Source organism: Ureibacillus manganicus DSM 26584 (assembly GCF_000772945.1).
Classification (GTDB): domain Bacteria; phylum Bacillota; class Bacilli; order Bacillales_A; family Planococcaceae; genus Ureibacillus; species Ureibacillus manganicus.
Genome location: NZ_JPVN01000007.1, coordinates 160,600 through 181,319 on the forward strand (window position 1 = coordinate 160,600; position 20,720 = coordinate 181,319).

Sequence of the window (20,720 nt, forward strand, 5' to 3'; positions counted from 1 at the left end):
TTTTACTATTTCTCTAGATGTTATATGTATCAGGCTATTTGAAAATTATTTTCTCAAAGATACAAAGTATTTAAAAGTAGTACCAATAACAATAAGTAAAACAATTAAAATTAAGATATATTGAAAATTTAATAAAAGTAATTGCCAGCCGTTTTTCACTGCGAAAATTAGATCAATAAAAATCACGTGTGCAATTAATATCAAAAGCAGTTTATTAAATTTTGAATCGCGTTTTGAAACAATGGCTTTCCCCATTTGAAATAACAATACAATTAATATAAATATTCCTGTAAATATTAATAAGGTTGGCAAAAGTAAATTCATGAAAAAGCTAATTTGGTCATTGCCATCAAAAACAAGATCAACTAAGGATGTCCCTAATTCAAGTTCCGCCATTATTGGTTTAGATAACCATCTAGAAAATAAAAACATTAAAAATGTTAAGGCTAGTCCAACAGAATAAAATATTAAATCGAAACTGTCCTGACTTTTTTTAACCAAACAAGTTCTCTCCCCTCAAATCCCAATTATTTTGGTAATTTAATGTATGTTGTAGAGAGCGCAATTAAAACGGAGAATTGGTTGTAGTAGAACTCTTTAGTTTATATTTTTTCCCTTATTAATTTAAAAGTTAAATTGATAAATGATTATTCATATCTATTGTAAATATTTATTAATGTATTAAAAAAGCCTCCTTCGTGCATTCTAAAATACACAAGGAGGTGAAAGAAATGGCTTCTAACAACGGTAGTTCAAATAAGTTAGTATTTCCTGGGGCACAAGCTGCAGTGGATCAAATGAAATATGAAATTGCACAAGAGTTTGGTGTTCAGTTATCAGCAGATAATTCTTCACGCGCTAACGGATCAGTAGGTGGAGAGATTACCAAACGCCTTGTGCAAATGGCTGAAGCACAATTAAGAGGTAGAACTCCAAGCGAATAATTAAACGTATATGGATGAGGTTGATTCTTCTAGAATCAGCCTCTTTAAATTTTGGTGGATTCTTATTTCAGTAAAGTTATCGCCAAGTTTTAGCGAACATATTCACTTTCAATGGAAGAAATTTTTTCGTATAACAATTTGTTCACAGGAACGTTAATGTTGTGTTTTTGTGCATATTTTAATACTGTTCCAGAGAAAAGTTCAACTTCGCTTAAACGCTTTGCATCAACGTCTTGTGCCATTGATGGTTTTCCTTCGGGACTTAAGGTACCAAGAACGGTTAACCAATAACTCAAATCATCTTCTGATAGCCCAATACCTTCTTTTTCTGCTACTTTTATAACTTCACGCATTGCAGCAATCATAGTTTGACGGGCTTCACCTTCTTTTAAAACCTCTCCATAGTTACTTTTATAAACTGCTACTGTTTGGTTTACTCCGACATTTAACATGAATTTGCCCCAAATTCGATGTTTCATATTTGTGTCAATCTCATAAGGTAGCTCTACAAGTTGAAAAAACTTTTCTACAGCTCTTGTTTGTTCAGAGATTATACCTGATTTACGATCTCCGAAAACGAGCTTTCCTTTATGATGATATGTTAATTGATTGTCAACTTTAACCGCATCCATCCCTTGTGCAACACAATATAAGACGTTATCAAAACCGAATGCCTCACCAATCATTTCCTCGCTAATAATGCCATTTAAAGCAGACATAAAGATCGTATTTGGTCCGACATGATTTATTACGGATCGAATTGCATTTTGTAAGCCTTCGAATTTAACAGTAAAAAGAATTAAATCAGAAGGTGGAATGGACTCTTCAGGTGTTACATAATTGAAATCACAAAGTTCTCCATTACAATAAATTCCAGTTTTTAAATAACGATTAATACGGTCTTGATCAGCAATTATTCTAACATTTTCCTTTGAGAATTTTTTTGAAAAATGGTGTGCGTACATAATTCCTAAAGCACCTAATCCGATAATTGAAACAGTTTTAATCTCCATAGAATCGCTACCTTTCACATAACTTATATGTACTTTAGTGTATCACATAAAAAATACCAGGCACTCAAGCAATTATAAATTGTTTGAGTACCTGGCACTTAAGTTATTTATTTAATATGAATGAAAAAGCTGCAGCAAAGCGATATTTTTTATTTGTCGTTTTTAACATTTTCGTAAGTTCATCTCTGTCAATTAACTTGATTCCCTTACGCTTTGCCAACTTTTTAGCAGATGATGTGTAGTATTGGTTTGTTATTACAATTGCTCCGTTTGCAGCGTATTGATTTAGCGCCTCTATCGCCTCGTGGATTGTACCAGGACCAACTTTCTCACTCTTACGTTTTGTTTGAACTACATAAGTTTTTATACCTTTTTTGATGATTAAGTCTGCTCCTAGCTCTGAGCCATTTTTTAATACGGTAGTATAACCTTGTGTTTCTAAAATTGGCTTTAAAAATTGAGCTACTTCAACACAATTTAATTGATTTATCCTTTTCATGTCAACTTTGTACATTTTACTATAAGTCATCTTTTTAAACGGCTTAGCAAAAGATTTCAAAAGTACAATTATTTTGTTCATACAATAAGAACCAAATGGTTTATATAAAAATGCTAGTACCACAAAAAGGATTAGATAGAATTGAACATTCGTAAAACTAGGCTCAATGGATAGCCAATTAAATATTGCAATTACAATTCCAAATCCTAAAAAACTAAGTAATAGTAAGTGTGTTAATCTATTTTCTCTTACCTTTGAAGTATGTCGACTCATTGCTGTCATCCTTTAATCATTTTATTTGCCGAATTGAACATAATCTGCAAAAACAGATCATTAGTATGAACTAATTTAGGTCAATCTGTATTTAGCTAATAGTATCGACAAAATTTGCACAAATTATGATTGAGGTCGAAGAATGTGTAATTTTAAACATTCATTTTTACTAACGAAACTAAGGAGATGTCGCTTTATGTCGAATAATCAAATACCTAGGGAAGATGGAATCGATCATACATTACCTCTATTAAAAGAAGGTTATGAGTTTATTTTAAATAGAAAGAGGAGTTTCAATTCCAATATTTTCGAAACGCGCATTATGGGGAAGAAATCATTATGTATGAGTGGAAGGGATGCTGCTCAAGTATTTTATGATACACACTTATTTCATCGTGAAGGTGCAGCACCTAACCGATTAGTGCAAACTTTATTTGGCGAAAACGGCGTTCAATCGCTTGATGGGCAAGCGCATAGACACCGAAAAGAGATGCACATGTCTATCATGAATGAAAAAAATATAAAGAAATTTCAAGAGCTAGCAATTCAATATTGGGAAAAAGCGCTAGATCACTGGACAAAAAAGGAAGACATTGTTTTGTATGATGAAGTTAAGGAGCTTCTATGTAAGGTAGCATGCACTTGGGCGGGAGTTCTTGTTGAAGAAGAAGAAATAAAATGGCTTACTAAAGAACTAAGTGAGATGTTTGAAGGAGCTGGAGCAATAGGTCCAAATCATTGGAAGGGAAGAAATGCCCAAAATAATGTAGAAAAGTGGATGGGCGAATTAGTTGGGAAAATTCGAGAAGGTAAACTTATACCACCAGAAGATACAGCATTATATCAATATACATGGTACAAAGATTTAGATGGAAACTTACTTGATCCTTCAATCGTTGTTGTTGAATTGTTAAATGTTTATAGACCTATGGTAGCGATAGCAGTCTATATAAACTTTGTTGCATTGGCACTAATTGAACATCCTGATGAAATAGAAAAACTAAAAAATGCAGATGAGAAATATACCTATATGTTCATTGATGAAGTAAGAAGATATTATCCGTTCTTCCCATTTATCGCTGCAAAAGTTAAAGAGGACTTTACATGGAGAGATTATAAAATTGAAAAGGGTACATTAGCTTATTTAGACATTTATGGCACAAATCATGATGAAAACTTATGGTTATATCCACAAGAATTTAACCCAAACCGCTTTGCAGACCAAGGTAATGATCGTTTCAGTTTTATTCCTCAAGGTGGAGGTGAATATTTAACAGGTCACCGCTGTGCTGGAGAGCAGTTAACGATAGAAATGATGAAAGTAAGTTTAGATTATTTAGTAAATCATATGGATTACGAAGTGCCTGAACAAGATTTAACTTTTGAAATGAATGAATTTCCAAGCATTCCACGTAGTCGAGTTATACTGAGAAATGTAGAGAGAAAATTAACTCACTAATGATAATTACTTTGAGGTGGAAAAATGTATAAGTTGCTATCCCATAACGATTTAGATGGGGTTGGATGCGGAATTTTGGCGAAACTTGCCTTTGGTCAAGATGTGACAGTTCGCTATAATTCTATATCATCCCTAAATCGAGAAATTGAATATTTTTTAGAAAAAGATTCTCCGGAGACATTTTTGTTTATAACGGATCTATCCCCAAATGAGGAAAATGAGCATAAATTGCAGCAGTTTTATGAAAAAACTGGAAATGTCCAACTAATCGATCATCACAAAACTGCGCAGCATTTCGATGAATATCAATGGGGATATGTACTAGTTGAAGACGATATAGGCCGATTAACGAGTGCGACATCGCTCTTTTTCGAATACTTAGTAAATAATAATTATTTAACTAAGTCTACAGCAATTACCGAATTTGTTGAGCTTGTAAGACAGTATGATACTTGGGAATGGGAGAAAAATGAAAACCATAAAGCTCATTCATTAAACTCATTATTTTATTTAGTGTCGATTGACGAGTTTGAAGAAACAATGTTAGAGCGTTTGCAAACAAGTGATCGTTTTGATTTTGATGAGTTTGAAAAGAGACTTCTTAACATGGAAGAAGATAAAATTGAACGATATATACGACGAAAACGTAGAGAAATCGTACAAGCAAAGGTTGGAAATTATTTTGCTGGGGTTGTTTACGCTGAGTCCTATCACTCAGAACTTGGAAATGAGTTAGGAAAAGAGCATCCACATCTAGATTATATAGCTATCCTGAATATGGGGGGGAAACGAATTTCGTTCCGTACAATCCATAATCATATAGACGTGTCAGAAATTGCAGGACATTTTGGTGGTGGTGGTCATCAAAAAGCTTCGGGGTGTAATTTAGTTGAAGAAGCATATAAACTATATGTATTAGATACATTCCACTTTGATGCTATTCAAGAAGATGCAAAACGAAATCGACATAATTTAAAAGAATCTACATTTGGTGCTATGTATAAAAGTCGAAGTAATGATTTGTTTTTTGTTTACCCTAAAGATGAGAAATGGATTATTGAGCATAATAAAGTCATTTTAAAAGAGGTTTTCGAAAGTTATTTAGAGGCTGAAATCTTTTTAAAGAGAACTTTTGAGGCAAGGCTTGTACGTGATGAGGAATTCGTAGAGTATTTGATGAAAGAAGTTAGAAAATCATAAATACTAAAACTGAAAAAGGAACTGAGGCTGGGACAAAAGATAACTTTCAACCAAGAGTCAGTATTACGTATGATAAAAATCTGCTATTAGAAAGTCGTTCGTTGGAGAGGCATGCGAAGACTCTCTCGAAAATACTAAAGTATTTTCTCGTTGCGATGATAATTCAAGGAAGCATTCCTTGTCCTGCAGGACGTAGAAGCAGTCATGAGACCCCGGAGAGCTTTAGCTCCCGGAGGCTCATGGCTTCCCTGCGGAAAGCGAAGCATGCATCGGAAACGAACGTCACTATATTAAAAAAGTACAATCCAATTTGAATGATGGATTGTACCTTTTCACTTATGTCCCAGCCTCGTTTAGTTTTTATATACAACCTGTTTAGTTATATATTGTACAAATTTAATTATGAGTTATGATCTTGTATGTTAAATAGAAACTCCCACTTTTCTTGATTTAATATTTCCTCTTGATGTAGTTGGAACCCACCACCTAGAAATACAGTTGTTCCTTGTATTGCAATAACCATTGCTTCAAGTTGATTATCAACTTTCCTATACACATCGCCAATTGAAGGTATAAATTCATCATCCAGTAACTCATTTTGGGTTTCGTCATCATCTATGGAATTATCTTTAACTTGATAATCGATTGGATTGCTAATTTCTAATCGTCCTGGAACCATTAACAAGTATTCACTATGTTTAATTCCATTTGAATTTTCAGTAACTACTCCTTTTGATTCGACAGATGCAACGATTTCAATCTCATTTAAAGAGTAATGATCGAAATAATCTGGGTCTGGATTCGTAATTAGTATATAGTCGCCAACTTGTGCAATTCTTTCTTTACTTAGTGTGTATCTCTTTTTGTTAAAAATAAAACTATCGAATTCTTTTGGTTGATATTTTTCAATCTCTTTTGCAATACATAAATGTTGTGTCATATCTCGTAATCGATATAGGTGAACTGATTGCTTAAACATTGTTTTGACTGCGTATACCTTGTGTAACTCATTGTTGTAGTAAACAAATTGTCCTTTTCGAACTTGTAATAAATTCATGAATCTTCCTCCAAAGTTCAACAGTATAATTAAAGTGATGTATTGCATTGCAAATTGTTAATTTCGCCAATCTTACAGGTAACTTACTAAATATTCTTTTCCAAAAGTGTAGAAATATAAGAAAATCTTTTGAAGTTCTATTGATAGACAGGAAAATTGAAAGTTCAACAAGTAGTAATGTATGATTTACATAATAAGATATAACTATTGAAGCGGGCAGATTGGGGGAAATTATTATGGAAATAGGTTTAACGACATTTGTAGAAACAACACCAGACGTTAAAACGGGTAAAGTAATTAGTCATTCAGAACGATTACGTGAAGTAGTGGAAGAAATTGTTCTTGCAGATGAAGTTGGTTTAGATATATACGGGGTGGGAGAACACCATAGAAAAGATTACGCTTGTTCAACGCCTGCAGTGTTATTAGCAGCAGCAGCTTCCAGAACAAAAAATATTCGACTATCGAGTGCGGTTACAGTGTTGTCTTCAGATGATCCTGTACGTGTTTTCCAAGAGTTCTCAACTGTCGATGCAATATCAAATGGACGTGCTGAAATTATGGCGGGGAGAGGCTCCTTTATCGAGTCATTTCCGTTATTTGGTTACGACTTAAAAGATTATGATGAGTTATTTGATGAAAAATTAGATTTATTACTAAAAATTCGTGATAACGAAATAATAAATTGGGAAGGAAAACATCGCCCTTCTATTAATAACAGAGGTGTATATCCTAGACCAGAGCAAGAACAGTTACCAATTTGGATAGCTAGTGGAGGAACACCTCAATCTGTGGTCCGTGCGGGTGTGCTAGGATTACCTCTTGCACTAGCAATTATTGGAGGCAGTCCTCTACAATTTGGTGCGCTAGTTAAATTGTATTACCGAGCTGCACAACAGGCAGGACATGATATATCAAAACTTACGGTTGCATCGCATTCCCATGGTTTCGTAGCAGACACGACTGAGGAAGCAGTAGAAAAATTCTTCCCTCCAACTCAACAAGCTATGAATGTACTTGGGAGAGAGCGCGGTTGGGGACAATATACTAAAGAGACATTTGATCATGCCCGTAGCTTAGAAGGGGCACTATATGTTGGTGATGTTAAAACCGTCGCAGAAAAAATCATTTACCTTCGCAAAAGCGTCGGAGTAACTCGTTTCATGCTTCACTGCCCAGTAGGTTCAATGCCGCATGAAGATGTAATGCGTTCAATTGAATTACTAGGTAAAGAAGTCGCTCCAATTGTACGAGAAGAAGTTGCAAAGTGGGAAGCTGAAAATCAATAAAATTTAATTCAAGCTGTTTTTATAGATATTTTGTCTATAGAAACAGCTTTTTTTGTGAGGAAAATAAGTAAAACTAATCATTTCCAACAAAAATTTACATATTATGCATTTTTACTCCACAAAAGGGATATAACTAGAAATATTGAGTTCAAATAGGGGATATAAGACGATTTACAAAGTGTAGGTAAAAATTTTACAAAATTTACAGAAAAAATTAAAACGTTTTTGGGATCTATTCGTCTTATATTTATACAATCTCATTTTAAAAGTAGTTAATAAAAGTCTTTTCATCATGTTCCATGTGGAGGCATAAACTTGAATTCTCAAATTACAACATTTATAGAAAACTTTAATTTTTTTATGTTTTTATTATTTGCTTTTATGTATTTATATCAAATGATTTATATGATCATTGCTTTTAAGGCAAAACGAGCGCTTAAGCGAGGGAAGGATAATATTAAACTCAACAAAATTGGTGTAATTATTGCAGCAAGAAACGAAGAAGTTGTAATAGGTCAACTCATTAACAGTATTCATGCACAGGGATACCCGAAAGAATTTATCGATATATTTGTTGTTGCGGATAACTGTACAGACCAAACGGCACTTGTTGCTAAAGAAGCTGGTGCAATTGTAAAAGAAAGGTTTAACACAGATCAAGTTGGTAAAGGTTATGCTTTAGATTTTATGTTGAAATTTATTGACAAGGAATATTCTTATAAGAATTATGATGGATATCTTGTTCTAGATGCTGATAATCTACTCGACAAAAACTATATTGCAGAAATGAATAAAACATTTAACGAAGGATACCGCGTAATCACTAGCTACCGGAACTCCAAAAACTATGACCAAAATTGGATATCAGCAGGTTATGGACTTTGGTTTTTACATGAAGCAGAGTATTTTAACTTACCTAGAATGACACTGAACAATAGTTGTGCAATCTCTGGTACAGGTTTTTTAGTAAAGTCAGACATATTTAAAGAAAATGGTGGTTGGGTTCACCATCTGTTAACTGAGGATATTGAATTCTCTGTTTCTCAAATTCTTAAAGGAGAGAAAATTGGATATTGCAGAAATGCTGTCCTTTATGATGAACAACCAATTACATTTAAGCAATCATGGCATCAAAGATTACGTTGGGCAAAAGGATTCTATCAAGTTTTTAGTAATTACGGAAAACGTTTAATTGGTGGGATTCTGTTTAAAAGGGGAAATAGATTTTCATGTTATGATATGGCAATGACCCTTATGCCAGCAATGCTAATAACTTGTTTTAGTATAGCTGTAAATAGTAGCTTCTATTTAGCTGCAATCCTAGGTTTTATTAATGAGAAGGAAATTATTCTTGTTACTACGATGTCGATTATTAAATCCTTTGTTTGGTACTATAGCATTTTGTTTGTAATAGGGTTTATTACAACCATTTCAGAATGGAATCGAATTCATAGCACTGGTTGGAAAAAAATTATGTATTCTTTTACTTTTCCATTATTTATGTTTACGTATATTCCAATTGCAATTGTTGCCTTATTTAAAAAGGTTGAGTGGAAACCAATTCCGCATACTGTAGCGAAAACGATTGATGATGTACTTGAAAATGTAAAAAATTAATAGGATATTTCAAAACTACACTCGCTAAATCTAGCAGTGTAGTTTTTAAGTTTTAATTCTTCAACTACCAGACTGAAATAGGGCTCAAGACGTAGATGAATTTACATATGAGGGGCATGTTGCTTTTATTTACTTTCATTTATCATGTAGTTATAGCAAACAATTGAGAGGGCGATATGAAAATGAAAAAATCCTATATAATTATAATTCTTGTTTTTCTTATTGGAATTAGTTTAGTTAATGTAGCTTGGGGATTCTTTACAGGTGGCGGCAGAGAAGATGTTCAAATTGAGGGTAAACAATTTAATCAGATAGAGATTGATACGAAAAATGCTGACATTAATATACAAGTTACTGATGGTAGACCTTTTGTAGAATTAGTCAATAAAGACAAGTATAACTTATTAGTTGAAGTTGAAGGGAACACACTTGATATTGAAGTGGATGAACCTTGGTTTAACTGGTTTTCGTTTGATTTTTCATTCCGTACTCCGAAGTTAAATGTGTTTTTACCTAAAGAAGTGTATGAGACGATAGAAGTAAAAACAAACAAAGGAGCAATCGTTGTTAACCATTTAGAAGTAAAAGAATTAAATACAAAAACTAATAATGGAAAAATTGTTCTGAAAGATGTAGACAGTTCAGCCGTTATGACAGACTCAAGTAATGGAAAAGTAATTTTAGAAAATGTAAATGGGAAGATAATTGGTGGAACGAATAATGGAGATATTACCATAACGAAAGATGTTATTGATCAACCAATGGAGCTTAAGACAAATAATGGAGATGTAACAATTATTACAAAATCTGAACCTGAAAATGTTACTTATCAATTTAAAACTCATAATGGAAATGTAACTGTTTTTGGTTCCGAATACTTTGATACAGTAAAAGGGAATGGTGAAAATATAATCCAGTTAAGAACGCATAATGGAAATATATCTATAAAGAAGTAATAATAATATAAAAGGCTTAATCGGTTTAGCTGGTTAAGCTATTTTGTTTTTTAAACAATTCAACTATATATCGTTTTAAAATGATGAAAGAAATAATATAGTTTAAAGGATAGTGTCTTTGTTTGGATGTTTAAAGTAAATGTGTAAAGGTGAGTTTTGATGAATGAAATATACGTAATAGATGCAAATAGGTGTTATATGGAAGCTGAAAGGAAAGCGAATGAATACTTTTCCTTATTAAAAGATCAAATACTTGAACAAACATATGTCCAAACATTAACAGAAGACATTCAAAAGTGGAAAAAAAATCATGTTCATACAGGTGTGCTGTCATATATAGGGGGTAGGAAAGATACCCGTTCCAATTTAGATTATCGACAGTATATCCATTGGCTTGAAAATAAAGGGAAATTAAAAGATTATTTAGAACGAAGCGTCTCTTATATTTTTTTACGAGATTTAGGGAGAACTTTGAATTCAAAAGCCACACAAAAAAGAATTACCCATATTGTAAACAACTTAATCGAGCAAATGAAAAATCCAAAAGATCATAAGGATGAAATTGCTGAACTATTTAGTTTTAAAGGAATGTATCGGAAAGCGCAAAAAGAAAAAGTAGAAACAACAATGATTTGGTTGTTTGAAAAACTTCAAAATGTAACGAAAAACTTACCAGAAGAAATGGATGCATTAAATGCAAGAAGAAAGCTGATTAAAATCATAGCTGGCGTAATGATGCATGTAAATGAAGAAATGGATGAGTCATATGCAGAAGATAAACGTGTGCAAAAATTTGAAAACGCAATCCGTTTAGGCTATTCCTATGGTCTAACCTATCCATTTGTCGATGATTTACTAGATTCAAATGTATTAAATGCAGATGAGAAAGATCGTTATTCAAATATTATCCGTGAGACGTTATTAACAGGTAGAGTACCGGATTTTGGTGAGGAGTGGCAGGAGAAAAATCAGAAGCTAATGCAATATATCCATTCAGAATTAAAAGAAGCCTTCATTTATATGAAAGATTGCCAGCAGGAACAATCGAAATTTTATGAACAATCCTATGTTTTCTTCCATTCCCAAGAGGTTGATCGAAACAAAGACTTAAGCTACAGCCATTATTCAAACGAAAATTTATTTATACCCGTTATTTTAAAATCATCTTCTTCAAGGCTAATTGCGCGGACAATGGTGAATGTGGAGGAAGATGAAGGATTTGAAGAACGGACTTTCTTTTACGGAATTTATAATCAACTCGCAGATGATTTTGCAGATATGTTTATAGATGAAAAAGAGGGTGCTGTAACCCCGTATACTTATTTTTTAAAACACCATCAGACGCGAAGTGATTTAATCAATCCTTTCGAAATGTACTGGACAGTTATCTACAATTTAATTCATCATGTTTATCATTCAGATGAAAAAACACGTGAAGTTATATTAGACCGTGCCATCAATGGATTAAAGCGTTTTAAAGAGAAGCATGGAACTGAAACTTTTGAAAATGTAATGAGTATTTTCGCATTAAGAAACAGTAAAATTCAAAAACTTATTATACAAATGATCAATAAAGCAGATGATGTTGATTTTTATGACAAACTCTTACGAGACCAAATGTTAACTTCCTTTAAAAATGAGAAGGAAGAACTCGAACAATTTTCAAATACTATAAAAGAAGTTCAAACTAAAATAAACAATAAACTAAAAATCGATTCGGAAAGTAACTTATCCGTAAAAGAATCAGTTATTGATGCTGCAAACTATAGTTTGGACAGTGGTGGAAAACGATTACGTCCTATTATTACATGGTTTATGGGAGTAAAAATTTATGGATTAAACGAAGCAGACCTATTTCCACTTCTTAAATCATTAGAATATATGCATACTGCTTCATTAATTTTTGACGATCTACCTTCACAAGATGATGCGTCAACACGACGGGGACATCCAACGGTTCATCAAATTTATAATGTTGCAACTGCAGAATTAGCTGGGCTTTATTTAACTCAAAAGGCATTTGAAGAACAAGCATCGATGGAGAAATTTGATGCAAAATCTGTGTTGAAGCTGATCCAGTATGCAGCCAAAATGACTGCTGAAATGTGTCAAGGTCAAGCGATGGATTTAGCTTCAAAAGGAAGAACTCTCTCACTCATTGAGTTAAATACGATTAGCTTTTATAAAACAGGTTTAGGGTTCGAAGCAAGTCTCATAATGCCAGCTATTTTAGCCCAAGCAACTGAAGGTGAAATAGAAGCTCTGAAGAAGTTTGCAAAACACGCTGGAATTGCTTTTCAAATTAAAGATGATTTATTGGATGTTGAAGGGGATTCACAGTTACTTGGTAAAAAGATTGGCATCGATGCTTTGAATAACAATTCAACATTCGTTTCAATACTTGGTATCGATGGTGCGAAAAAAGAGATGTGGGAACACTATTGTCAGGCAATGGATTCTATAGAAAATATTCCACGAAATACAACATTCCTAAAACATTTCCTAAATTACATTGTTCACCGTGAAAAATAATAATGGAAAGAAAAACCCATCCTAAAAGAATCTACTTTAGGATGGGCTTGCTTTATTTTAGGCTAGTTTTTACTTTCTGTTCTGCAATAAACGAGTGTCGTTTCCCAAAAAAGTTAACGATAATGACACCTGAAATTGCAATGATTCCACCTGTTATTGAAATCATTGTAGGTAATTCACTAATCCATATCCAAGCAACGATAATCGCAATGACTGGCTCTAGGTACAGGACACTTGAGATGGAACTAGCAGATGACATCGATAATGCAATTGCCCAAGTTAAGTAGGCAATAGCAGTAGGAAAGATACCAATATAAATAGTAGTAATATTTGCTTCTACAGATGCATTTTGTACAGTATCTAATAACCCTGGTGTATATACGAAAAATGGAATAGTCCCAGCCCATGTAAAGTAGGCGGTAAGTTCGATAGCTGTATACTTCTTAAATAAAGGCTTTTGAAAAACGAAAAACAATGAAGTAGCAACTGCTGCAAGTAAAATTAATATTACCCCCGGAGAAATTCCGAAAGAATCCCCTGAGCCTATTGAGATTATGACAATCCCTAAAAGACCAAAGCCAAGTCCAAACCAACCAACTTTTCCTAGTTGTTCCTTCAGAAACCACATCGCAAACAAAGTAGTGAAAATTGGGCCTGAACCTATTAATAGCCCAGCTGTTCCTGCACTAACTGTAACTTGTCCAAATGTATTACAAATATGATAAACGCTTATCCCTAATACACCTAAAAAGAATATCTTTAGCAGATCTTCTTTCGCTGGTAATCTAAACTTCACGTTTGGTAATAATGCTATGATTATAAAGAGAATCGATGCAATAATGAAACGGACTAAAACTAAATGTCCTGCAGGATATCCCCCCTGTAAACCAACGCTGTTTGCAGCAAAGGTTGACCCCCAAATAAAAACTGTTATAAGTGCTAATATTAACGCCTTTAAATTCACTTCTACACCATTCTTTCTAATCTAGTTCGGTAATTTATCTTCCCGTTTTAAAGAGTTTTACAAGACTATCATTCTAACACAAAAAAACCCTTTGCTTAATAGAGCGAAGGGTTGAATTTATTATTCTTAAAAAATTTTCTTCTTACCTTGATCGTCTTTCAATATTTCAACAGCTTCTCTAAATCTTAAAGAGTGAATCACTTCGCGTTCACGTAAAAACTTCAGTCCGTCATTTAAATCTGGGTCATCTGACATATCAATGATCCACTGATATGTGGCACGTGCTTTTTCTTCAGCTGCAATATCTTCGTAGAGGTCTGCGATAGGATCTCCTTTTGCTTGGATATAAGATGCTGTCCATGGCACTCCAGAGGCATTATTATAAAATAGCGCACTATCGTGAGCCACATAATGATCTCCTAATCCAGCTGCTTTCATCATTTCCGGTGTTGCATCTTTCGTCAGTTTATAAATCATCGTCGCAATCATTTCAAGGTGTGAAAATTCTTCCATTGCTATATCATTCAACAGACCAATCACTTTGTCGGGAATGGTATAACGCTGATTCATGTAACGAAGAGCAGCAGCAAGTTCTCCGTCTGCTCCACCATACTGCTCAACTAAAAACTTTGCGAGCATTGGATTACATTGACTTACCCTTACAGGATATTGGAGCTTCTTTTCGTAATAAAACATAAACTAGTCACTCCCCTCAATTTCCACGAATATATAAACTTACACCTGCCATGGCCATGGCGAGTCATCCACATCCCAAGGATAATTTGAGTAACTTTTCCCGAAATTCATAAGTGGGCCAAATTGCCTTTCAAATTCAATTTTAAGGTGCATGGAATGCTGTGATGCTTCGTTAAATTGCTTAATGGCTTCAAAATCATGCGGATGAGTATTTAAATACAAGTTTAACTCAACAATCACAAAATCAATGGCTTGGAGTTCCTCCAGCAGCTTGTAATACTCTGGTGGCATTTGTTTTGTCATGATTTTTCCCCCCTTTTATGTGGGTCTGGATAAGGGCTATATAACTGTGGCCAAAGAGTACCGTGCATTAACGCTTGTTTAGGAGATTGAAATTGTGGTAGCCCAGGTGGCTGGAAGTTCATATATAGTTGTGGAGGTGTTGAGTAACTTTTGACACGTATTGGTTTACAAGGATCATAGGGGCTGACATATGGTTTCCAATACTTAAACTGTGAATGCATGAAAATCCTCCTTTCATTTGCACTATCACATGTATATGAATTTGGATTAATTTCATGACAAAAAACTAAGAATTTCGCGTTATTATTTCATTTTTCACTTAAATTCCCTATTAATCTACAAAGTTTTAATAATCTTCTTAGTATAGGGAACAAAATAATTTACCTTTCATGATTTAGATAAGAGCCATATAACTAAAAAGCAATTATTAGTCTTTATTTTGAAGTTAAATGGGAAGGATTGAAATGAGGAATATACCAGCGCTTATCATATAAAAAATATAATACTCGATATGAAGAAAGGCGAAATTCTGCCAGAAAAGCGCAGTATTAAGACAACTTATTGAGGAAAGGAAAAATTTTGTCCAAATACCCCAAGTATTAAGACACTTTGATTAAGAAACGCTTAATTTTGTCTAGAAACCCGCAGTATTAGAAATATGTGAAAGGCATCTTTCACCTATTAATGGGAAAGATGCCTTTTTGCATTGCATTATTAAAGAATGTCTATTCATTATAGCTTTCGATCATATTAATCATATGTGCATAGGCCCCACCTGCGCATAATGCAGATGAAACTAAAACTGCTTCAGCTAGTTCTTCATTTGTTGCACCATGTTTCATTGCATTTTTTGAATGGACATCAATACAGTAAGGACATTGTGTTGCAGTTGCAACCGCTACGGCAATAATTTCTTTAAATTTTGCTGATAAATTGCCCTCCTTCATAGCTGTCTGACTAAAGTTTAAGTAACCTTTAAACCCATCAGGTGCAAATTTATTCAGTTCTTTTAAACTCTTTAAATTTGAACGAGTATACAGCTCATCTATCGAGTTATCATTTAGAGCATTGTGGATGTGTGTGCTATGAGTGACTACACCGCCAGCTTCGATTGCCATTGTAACAAACACTGCCTCTACTAATTCTGAGAGCGTTGCACCAGCTACTTTAGCTTTTTTTGTATGCGTATCAATACAATAAGGGCATTCTGTTACATGGGCAATGGCAACAGCAATTATTTCCTTTTCTTTTTTCGAGAGTGCACCAGCTTTTAGTACTGCGACATCAAATTGTTGAAATGCTTTTAATTGTTCTGGAGCAAGTTCTTTTAATCGAAAAATATTTTTAGATTGGCCTTTATCGTAGTAATTTTCTGACACATTTAACATCTCCTCTTCGATTGAAACTTTGTTGTCATAAATTGAATTAACTTGATTATACAAAGGATTTTCCAATAAAAGTAACTATATGCTTGTCCCAATCTGTCAAGTAAAAAAATATTAAAAGCCAATTTCGTCTCGAACCGCTACAATTCAACAAAAAGAGGCCATAAGTATTTGCAATAAATAAAATGACTTGGAATCTTACCTGCTCTAACTTCATAGTATGTTTAATAAACCATGCCATGAAGAATGGAGGTAAGACTATCGACATCTTAAACAAGGTAAGAAAATACCGTGATGATGAGGACAGGTTAAAGTGGGAAGGGACTTTCGCAGAGTATTTAGCACTTATTAAAGAAAGACCAGAAGTTGCTCAAACAGCTCACTCTCGTGTATACAATATGATAAAAACAGCAGGTGTAGAAGAAGTTGATGGCCAAAAGAAGTATAACTTTTTCAACAGAGAAATTTATGGATTAGAATCAGCACTCGAGCGTTTAGTAGAAGAGTATTTCCATCCAGCTGCTAGAAGACTTGATGTTCGTAAACGTATTTTATTGTTAATGGGTCCTGTAAGTGGTGGTAAATCGACAATTGTGACGATGTTAAAAAGAGGCTTGGAACAATTTTCAAGAACCGATGAAGGTGCAGTATACGCAATTAAGGGTTGCCCAATGCATGAAGATCCGCTACATCTTATTCCACATCACCTAAGAGATGATTTTTATAAGGAATATGGGATTCGCATTGAAGGTAGTCTGTCTCCTTTAAATACAATGCGCCTTGAACAAGAGTATGGTGGTCGTATTGAAGATGTACTTATTGAAAGAATTTTCTTTTCAGAAGATCGACGAGTTGGTATTGGAACATTCACTCCATCCGATCCTAAATCTCAAGATATTGCTGATTTAACAGGTAGTATTGACTTTTCCACAATTGCAGAATTCGGCTCTGAATCCGATCCACGTGCCTACAGATTTGATGGTGAGCTTAACAAAGCAAACCGAGGTATGATGGAGTTCCAAGAAATGCTAAAATTAGATGAAAAGTTCCTATGGCATTTATTATCTTTAACGCAGGAAGGAAATTTCAAAGCAGGCCGTTTTGCATTAATTTCAGCTGATGAGCTAATTGTAGCGCATACTAACGAAACGGAATACCGAAGCTTTATTTCCAATAAAAAGAATGAGGCACTTCACTCTCGTATTATTGTGATTCCGATTCCTTATAACTTAAAGGTGAGTGAGGAAGAACATATTTACGAAAAAATGATTCGTGAAAGTGATATGGCACATGTCCATATCGCACCGCATGCATTACGTGCTGCAGCTATCTTCTCAGTACTTACAAGGCTCGAAGTTCCAAAGAAACAGGGAATTGATTTATTGAAGAAGATGAGGTTGTATGATGGTGAAAATGTTGAAGGGTTTAATGATGTGGATGTTCAGGAGTTGAAGAAAGAATTCCCGAACGAAGGAATGCATGGAATTGATCCGCGTTATATTATAAACCGAATATCCTCAGCGATCATTCGTAAGGATGTACCTTCAATTAATGCTTTAGATGTTTTACGTGCTTTAAAGGATGGATTGGATCAACATCCGTCAATCTCTCAAGAAGATAGAGAGAAATATATTAATTATATTGCAGTGGCAAGACGTGAGTACGATGAAATTGCGAAAAATGAAGTACAAAAAGCATTTGTTTACTCCTATGAGGAATCTGCAAAACATTTAATGAATAACTATTTAGATAATGTAGAAGCATTTTGTAATAAAAATAAGCTTCGTGATCAGTTAACAGGCGAAGAAATGAATCCAGATGAAAAATTAATGCGCTCTATTGAGGAACAAATTGGTGTTTCTGAAAATGCGAAAAAAGCATTCCGTGAAGAAATTTTAATTCGCCTTTCTGCTTATGCAAGAAAAGGACAACGTTTTGACTATAATTCTCATGAACGATTAAGAGAAGCTATTCAGAAAAAGCTATTTACTGATTTAAAAGATATTGTGAAAATTACAACGTCATCGAAAAATCCTGATGAGTCACAACTTAAGAAAATCAATGACGTAGTTGCTACACTTGTTGATGAGTATGGATATAATACAACGAGTGCAAATGAATTGTTACGTTATGTAGGAAGTCTACTAAATAGATAGATCATAAATTGTAGAAAGAGAGTACCCTAGAATATTACGGGCACTCTCTTTATTATTACAATTAACAAGTAGAAAAATATCTATTAGTATCTCTCGAAAATACTAAAAACTAGGTATGATTGTTTGTGATGTTAATCTCAATTAAGCTATAAAAAACTATAAGAATGTCTGGAATTATTAAATTTTGGACATTCTTTTTATTTTTTTCATTTTTAGTGAAATAAGTCAGAAAATTCTCATATTATAAGAAAAGTGCTTTTCCTTTAAAAATAAGAACTTCACCAAGATTTAGCACTTTTTGACGAGTTGTTCAAAAGTCGATGAAAACTAAAATATAGATGGGTGAGGATAATATGAGCGAAGAACAAAAAAACTTTGTTATCTCCAAGGAAAACTGGTCCCTCCATCGCAAAGGGCATCAGGATCAACAACGTCATATGGAAAAGGTTAGGGAAGCAATAAAAAATAATTTACCGGATATTGTGAGTGAAGAAAGTATAATTATGTCGAATGGCCGAGAAGTTATTAAAGTGCCTATCCGGTCCTTAGATGAATACAAAATACGCTATAATTACGACAAATCAAAACATGTTGGTCAAGGAAAAGGCGACAGTAAAGTTGGAGATGTTATTGCTCGCGAGCGAGGAACAGCAGAAAAAGGACCAGGTAAGGGAAATAAACCTGGCGACTCTCCAGGTGAAGATTACTATGAAGCGGAAGTAAGTTTAGAAGAAGTACAAAACTTATTGTTTAATGAATTAGAGCTTCCAAACTTACAGGAAAAAGAAAAAGAAAATATTACAATTGAAAAAATTGAATTTAATGATATTCGTAAAAAGGGATTAATGGGTAATATCGATAAAAAAAGAACGATCCTTTCAGCTATTAAACGAAATGCAATGAAGGGTGAGGCGAAAATTACCCCTATCCACAATGACGATTTACGATTTAAAACTTGGGATGAAGTCATAAAGCCTGAATCCAAAGCGGTAGTATTAGCAATGATGGACACAAGTGGCTCAATGGGAACATTTGAAAAGTACTGTGCTAGAAGTTTCTTCTTCTGGATGACAAGATTTTTAAGAACTAAATATGAATATGTCGATATCGAATTTATAGCACATCATACAGAGGCAAAAGTTGTGACAGAGGAAGAATTCTTTACAAAGGGTGAAAGTGGAGGTACTGCTTGCTCATCCGCGTATGCAAAAGCTCTTGAATTAGTTTCAGGAAAATATAATCCAAAACGTTATAATATTTACCCTGTTCACTTTTCAGATGGTGATAATTTCTCAACGGATAATGAAAAATGTTTGAAATTGGTAAAAGAATTGATGGGAGTTTCCAGTATGTTTGGATATGGAGAGGTCAATGCACATAATCGCTATTCAACTCTAATGAGTGTTTACCGCAAAATTGATGATCCGAAATTTAGATACTATATATTGAAACAAAAAAATGACGTATATGAAGCATTGAAACGATTTTTCCAAAATCCAGTAGAAGCATAATGCCTTTACGAATTGACATTCCCTATACTTATGGACGGAGGGATTCATTTTATGGAAAAACAGCTTCATAGAGCGATAGATGAGATTACTGAAATAGCCGTTGGATTTGGATTAGACTTTTTTCCGATGCGCTATGAAATTTGCCCAGCAGATGTAATTTATACAATTGGTGCATACGGCATGCCTACTCGTTTTACCCACTGGAGCTTCGGAAAACAATTTCATAAAATGAAGCTTCAATACGATTTTGGTTTAAGTCAGATTTATGAATTAGTTATTAATTCTAATCCATGTTACGCATTTTTACTTGATACAAATACATTAACGCAAAATAAATTAATCATTGCCCATGTTTTAGCCCATTGTGATTTCTTCAAAAACAATGTTCGATTTTCTAATACGAGAAGAGATATGGTTGAAAGTATGACGGCCACAGCTGAACGGGTTGCTCAGTATGAAATGCTATATGGAAAAGACGAAGTGGAGCAATTTTTAGATGCAGTTCTTGCTATACAGGAACATATCGATCCTTCATTATTAAGACCAAAACTAATATACAATGATTATGAAGACGATGATGAGATCATTGTGAAACCAAAATCCGCTTACGACGATTTATGGAGTTTAGATCGTTCAAATAAAGAAGAAAATACTGTTCGTCAAAAAAAGAAGAAGTTCCCTCCACGGCCGGAGAAAGATTTGTTGCTATTTATTGAACAGTACAGCCGCGAGCTAGAGGAATGGCAACGTGATATTTTAACGATGATGCGAGAAGAAATGCTATATTTCTGGCCACAATTAGAAACTAAGGTAATGAATGAAGGTTGGGCTTCCTATCGCATAGGTGTTCAAATATTTAAACCTTA

At 33.9% G+C, this 20,720-nt stretch carries 19 protein-coding genes; 10 read left to right on the plus strand and 9 right to left on the minus strand.

Annotated features, from left to right (window positions below; all coding sequences use genetic code 11):
* Positions 1-45 precede the first annotated feature (45 nt).
* Entirely contained in the window at positions 46-501 is a 456-nt protein-coding gene (locus tag CD29_RS07580) for a hypothetical protein (RefSeq protein ID WP_036184908.1), read from the minus strand.
* 230 nt (positions 502-731) lie between these two features.
* Here CD29_RS07580 and CD29_RS07585 point away from each other — a divergent pair, with 230 nt between their 5' ends.
* Positions 732-944, plus strand: a complete 213-nt coding sequence (locus CD29_RS07585; RefSeq protein WP_036184910.1) for an alpha/beta-type small acid-soluble spore protein — start codon at positions 732-734, stop codon at positions 942-944.
* An 89-nt stretch (positions 945-1,033) separates the two neighbouring features.
* On the opposite strand, the gene CD29_RS07590 is transcribed toward CD29_RS07585, so the two are convergent.
* Together CD29_RS07590 and CD29_RS19635 are read right to left on the minus strand one after the other, a co-directional pair.
* The gene (locus CD29_RS07590; protein WP_036184912.1) at positions 1,034-1,957 is read right to left on the minus strand and encodes a ketopantoate reductase family protein; all 924 of its coding nucleotides are present in this window, start codon (positions 1,955-1,957) and stop codon (positions 1,034-1,036) included.
* Between the two features lie 103 nt (positions 1,958-2,060).
* A complete protein-coding gene (locus CD29_RS19635; protein ID WP_052124053.1) occupies positions 2,061-2,729 on the minus strand; it encodes a restriction endonuclease in 669 nt (222 codons plus the stop codon).
* Positions 2,730-2,925: 196 nt separating this feature from the next.
* Here CD29_RS19635 and CD29_RS07600 point away from each other — a divergent pair, with 196 nt between their 5' ends.
* Both CD29_RS07600 and CD29_RS07605 read left to right on the plus strand, forming a co-directional pair.
* On the plus strand, positions 2,926-4,188 hold the full coding sequence (locus tag CD29_RS07600) for a cytochrome P450 (protein ID WP_036184914.1): 1,263 nt from the start codon (positions 2,926-2,928) through the stop codon (positions 4,186-4,188).
* Positions 4,189-4,212: 24 nt separating this feature from the next.
* Positions 4,213-5,388 (plus strand): DHH family phosphoesterase, encoded by a 1,176-nt coding sequence (locus CD29_RS07605; RefSeq protein ID WP_036184916.1) that lies wholly within the window; start codon positions 4,213-4,215, stop codon positions 5,386-5,388.
* Between the two features lie 400 nt (positions 5,389-5,788).
* On the opposite strand, the gene CD29_RS07610 is transcribed toward CD29_RS07605, so the two are convergent.
* On the minus strand, positions 5,789-6,445 hold the full coding sequence (locus tag CD29_RS07610; RefSeq protein WP_036184918.1) for a hypothetical protein: 657 nt from the start codon (positions 6,443-6,445) through the stop codon (positions 5,789-5,791).
* A gap of 236 nt (positions 6,446-6,681) precedes the next feature.
* Between CD29_RS07610 and CD29_RS07615 the strand changes: the two genes are divergently transcribed.
* From CD29_RS07615 to CD29_RS07630, 4 genes are all read left to right on the plus strand, one after another.
* The gene (locus CD29_RS07615; RefSeq protein ID WP_036184920.1) at positions 6,682-7,734 is read left to right on the plus strand and encodes an LLM class flavin-dependent oxidoreductase; all 1,053 of its coding nucleotides are present in this window, start codon (positions 6,682-6,684) and stop codon (positions 7,732-7,734) included.
* A 315-nt stretch (positions 7,735-8,049) separates the two neighbouring features.
* Positions 8,050-9,351, plus strand: coding sequence for a glycosyltransferase family 2 protein (locus CD29_RS07620; RefSeq protein WP_036184924.1), 1,302 nt, complete (start codon positions 8,050-8,052; stop codon positions 9,349-9,351).
* A 182-nt stretch (positions 9,352-9,533) separates the two neighbouring features.
* Entirely contained in the window at positions 9,534-10,307 is a 774-nt protein-coding gene (locus CD29_RS07625) for a DUF4097 family beta strand repeat-containing protein (RefSeq protein ID WP_169716164.1), read from the plus strand.
* 159 nt (positions 10,308-10,466) lie between these two features.
* A complete protein-coding gene (locus CD29_RS07630; RefSeq protein ID WP_036184926.1) occupies positions 10,467-12,839 on the plus strand; it encodes a polyprenyl synthetase family protein in 2,373 nt (790 codons plus the stop codon).
* 52 nt (positions 12,840-12,891) lie between these two features.
* On the opposite strand, the gene CD29_RS07635 is transcribed toward CD29_RS07630, so the two are convergent.
* The 5 genes from CD29_RS07635 to CD29_RS07655 all read right to left on the minus strand — a co-directional run bounded on the left by CD29_RS07635 (position 12,892) and on the right by CD29_RS07655 (position 16,181).
* Entirely contained in the window at positions 12,892-13,803 is a 912-nt protein-coding gene (locus CD29_RS07635) for a DMT family transporter (protein WP_036184927.1), read from the minus strand.
* 126 nt (positions 13,804-13,929) lie between these two features.
* Complete coding sequence (locus CD29_RS07640; protein ID WP_036184930.1) at positions 13,930-14,499, minus strand: manganese catalase family protein; 570 nt, start codon at positions 14,497-14,499, stop codon at positions 13,930-13,932.
* Positions 14,500-14,538: 39 nt separating this feature from the next.
* Positions 14,539-14,802 carry a spore coat protein CotJB gene (locus CD29_RS07645; protein ID WP_036184933.1) on the minus strand — a complete coding sequence of 88 codons (264 nt, stop codon included), beginning with the start codon at positions 14,800-14,802 and terminating at the stop codon, positions 14,539-14,541.
* Positions 14,799-15,023: a spore coat associated protein CotJA gene (locus CD29_RS07650; protein WP_036184937.1), complete on the minus strand. Its 225-nt coding sequence runs from the start codon at positions 15,021-15,023 to the stop codon at positions 14,799-14,801. Before CD29_RS07650 ends, CD29_RS07645 begins: the two co-directional genes overlap by 4 nt.
* A gap of 504 nt (positions 15,024-15,527) precedes the next feature.
* On the minus strand, positions 15,528-16,181 hold the full coding sequence (locus CD29_RS07655; RefSeq protein ID WP_408056611.1) for a carboxymuconolactone decarboxylase family protein: 654 nt from the start codon (positions 16,179-16,181) through the stop codon (positions 15,528-15,530).
* A gap of 266 nt (positions 16,182-16,447) precedes the next feature.
* Here CD29_RS07655 and CD29_RS07660 point away from each other — a divergent pair, with 266 nt between their 5' ends.
* The 3 genes from CD29_RS07660 to CD29_RS07670 all read left to right on the plus strand — a co-directional run.
* Positions 16,448-18,343 (plus strand): PrkA family serine protein kinase, encoded by a 1,896-nt coding sequence (locus CD29_RS07660; protein ID WP_036184995.1) that lies wholly within the window; start codon positions 16,448-16,450, stop codon positions 18,341-18,343.
* Between the two features lie 353 nt (positions 18,344-18,696).
* Positions 18,697-19,854: a sporulation protein YhbH gene (gene yhbH, locus CD29_RS07665; RefSeq protein WP_036184939.1), complete on the plus strand. Its 1,158-nt coding sequence runs from the start codon at positions 18,697-18,699 to the stop codon at positions 19,852-19,854.
* A 51-nt stretch (positions 19,855-19,905) separates the two neighbouring features.
* The coding region (locus CD29_RS07670; protein WP_036184941.1) for a SpoVR family protein at positions 19,906-20,720 on the plus strand (815 nt) is incomplete at its 3' end.